This is a genomic window from Chromobacterium sp. LK11 (genome assembly GCF_001043705.1).
GTDB classification, from domain to species: domain Bacteria; phylum Pseudomonadota; class Gammaproteobacteria; order Burkholderiales; family Chromobacteriaceae; genus Chromobacterium; species Chromobacterium alkanivorans.
Map to the genome: position 1 here is coordinate 1 of NZ_LDUR01000063.1, position 2,740 is coordinate 2,740.

The window sequence follows — 2,740 nt, forward strand, 5'->3', positions numbered from 1 at the left end:
CTCTACCAACTGAGCTAAACGCCCTGAATCCTTTTCGCTGCTGCGTTTGCGTTTCAGCGAGGAGGCGAATTAAAACACAGGGTTTAAGCTTGCGCAAGTGGTCTACCAGCAAATTTTTGCAACTGGCGGCAATTTCGAATAAAAGCTCCAAAATTTAATGTTTTTGTCAGACAGAAAGGTGACGCCGACTTTGCCGCTAAGGTATCATGCCGCCATTAGCTATTTATCGGATGACGTTACGAATGAAGCCGACCTTTCTCGATTTTGAGCAGCCTATTGCCGAGCTCGAGAACAAAATAGAAGAACTTCGCTATGTTCAGGACGATTCCGTGCTGGACATCTCCGAGGAGATCGCGCGCCTGCAGAAGAAGAGCCAGGACTTGACCAAGACGCTCTACGCCAAGCTGACGCCGTCTCAAATCGCCATGGTGGCGCGCCATCCGCAGCGCCCCTACGCGCTCGACTATATAGAGAGTATTTTCACCGACTTCGAAGAGCTGCACGGCGACCGCGCGTTTGCCGACGACGCCGCCATCGTGGGCGGTCTGGCTCGTTTCAACGGCCAGTCGGTGATGGTGATCGGCCAGCAGAAGGGCCGGGACACCAAGGAAAAGATCCGCCGCAATTTCGGCATGCCGCATCCGGAAGGCTATCGCAAGGCGCTGCGCCTGATGAAGCTGGCCGAGAAGTTCGGCATTCCGGTGGTCACCTTGGTGGACACCACCGGCGCTTGGCCCGGCATTGGCGCGGAAGAGCGCGGTCAATCCGAGGCCATCGGCCGCAACCTCTATGAAATGACCCGCTTGCGCGTGCCCGTCATCGTCACGGTGATAGGCGAGGGCGGCTCCGGCGGCGCCTTGGCCATCGCGGTGGGCGATTGCGTCAATATGCTGCAATACGCCACCTACTCGGTGATTTCGCCGGAAGGCTGCGCTTCCATCTTGTGGAAGACCGCCGAACGCGCGTCCGACGCCGCGGAGGCGCTGGGCATCACCGCGCCGCGCTTGAAGACTCTGGGTCTGATCGACCGCGTGGTCAACGAGCCGGTGGGCGGCGCGCATCGCGATCACGCGCAAATGATGGCGACGTTGAAGCGCGTGCTGCAGGAAGAGTTGAAAGACTTGACCGGCAAGCCGATCGACGAGTTGCTGAAAACCCGTTTCGACAGATTGATGAGTTATGGCCGCTTCAAGGAAGCCGCAGCCTGACCCGCTCGAATCTCTGTTAAGCCATTGGCCGGACGAATTGTCCGGCCAATGTGCTTTTGAGGTGGGCCTGAGCGGCGGTCTGGACTCTGTGGCGCTGCTGGCGCTGCTGTGCCGCGCGCGGGAGCGTCGTCCGGAGCTGGAGATCCGCGCGGTGCACGTGCACCACGGGCTGAGCCCGAACGCCGACGCCTGGGCCGAGCACTGCCGAGTCTTGTGCGCGGCGTTGGGCGCGCCTTTGCGGGTGGAGCGGGTAAGCCTGGCCTTGAGCGGCGGCGACAGTCTGGAAGCGGTAGCCCGCGAGGCGCGCTATCAGGCGTATCGGCGCTCCGCCGCCGGCGTGGTGGTCTTGGCCCACCATCTGGACGACCAGGCGGAAACCGTGCTGCTGCAATTGCTGCGCGGCGGCGGCGCGCGCGCCTTGGCGGCGATGCCGGCCTTGCGCAAGCTGGACGCGGCCGGCCCCTGGTTGTGGCGGCCGCTGCTGGGCTTGCGCCGGCGGCAGCTGGAGGATTACGTCCGCGCCCAGGGCTTGAGCTGGGTTGAGGACGAGAGCAATCGGGACGAGCGTTGGCGGCGCAATCTGTTGCGCCAGCGGCTGCTGCCGCAGCTGGAGGCGGCGCTGCCGGACTACCGTCGTCATCTGACGCGATCGGCCGGCTTGCTGGCAGACGCCGCCGCGGTGCTGGATGAGGTGGCGGCGCAGGATCTGGCGGCTTGCCGGAGCGAGGACGGCCTGGATTTGATCCGCTGGCGCGCGCTGTCCGCGGCCAGGCAGCGTCAGACGCTGCTGGCCTGGTTGCGCGGCCTGGGTTGGCCGGCGCCGGAACCGGACGCCTTGGCGGAGTTTCAGCGCCAGGCGCTGGAGGCCGGGGCCGGCAGTTGCCCGCGGCTGAAGCTGGCGCGGGGCCTGTTGTACCGCTACCGCGACGGCTTGTTCGCCTTGCCGGCGTTGTCGGCGCCCAGCGCGATGATCTTGGGGCCGGTGGACCCGGCGACGGAGCGGGCGGCGGCGGAGTGGGGCGGGGCGCTGAGTTGGGAGTGGCGATTGCGCGGCTTGCCGGCGGAAGCGTTGGCGCGAGGCTTGAGCCTGCGGCCGCGCGAGGGCGGCGAGCGGCTGGCGTCCGGAGTCGGACGCAAGCCGGTGAAGAATTTCCTGCAGGAGGCAGGCATCGCGCCGCCCTTGCGCGAGCGCTGGCCGCTGCTGTGCGACGTGGACGGGCGGGTGCTGGCGCTGCCCGGCGTGGCGGTGGACGCCGAACTGGCCAGCGAGCCGGGCTGGTGGCCGCTTTGGCGGCCGCTGCTGGCGGAACCGCGCTGATGCAAAAACGCCTGCCGATCCGGCAGGCGTTTTTGCATTGGGGTGCTTAGAACGTGTTTACGATCTCGCGAGCTAAGGCGAGACAAGGCGAAAACGGCTGAGAAAGCGGAGTGTACATACGGTACATGAGCATTTCGAAGACGGTTTCAACGCCGTATCGCCGACGCGCAGCAGATCGTAAACAGGTTCTCAGATCGGCAAGGCGGCCAGCGCC

2 protein-coding genes are annotated in these 2,740 nt (G+C 65.0%); both read left to right on the forward strand.

Annotation, left to right across the window (positions count from 1 at the left end; translation table 11 throughout):
- The first annotated feature begins 242 nt into the window (after positions 1-242).
- A complete protein-coding gene (locus VK98_RS22545) occupies positions 243-1,208 on the forward strand; it encodes an acetyl-CoA carboxylase carboxyltransferase subunit alpha (protein ID WP_048416165.1) in 966 nt (321 codons plus the stop codon).
- 37 nt (positions 1,209-1,245) lie between these two features.
- Positions 1,246-2,526 (forward strand): tRNA lysidine(34) synthetase TilS, encoded by a 1,281-nt coding sequence (gene tilS, locus VK98_RS22550; protein WP_231589355.1) that lies wholly within the window; start codon positions 1,246-1,248, stop codon positions 2,524-2,526.
- Positions 2,527-2,740 lie beyond the last annotated feature (214 nt).

Excerpts from the sequence above, each read along its gene's own strand:
- VK98_RS22545 (WP_048416165.1), top strand. The coding sequence starts at position 243 with ATGAAGCCGACCTTTCTCGATTTTGAGCAGCCTATTGCCGAGCTCGAG.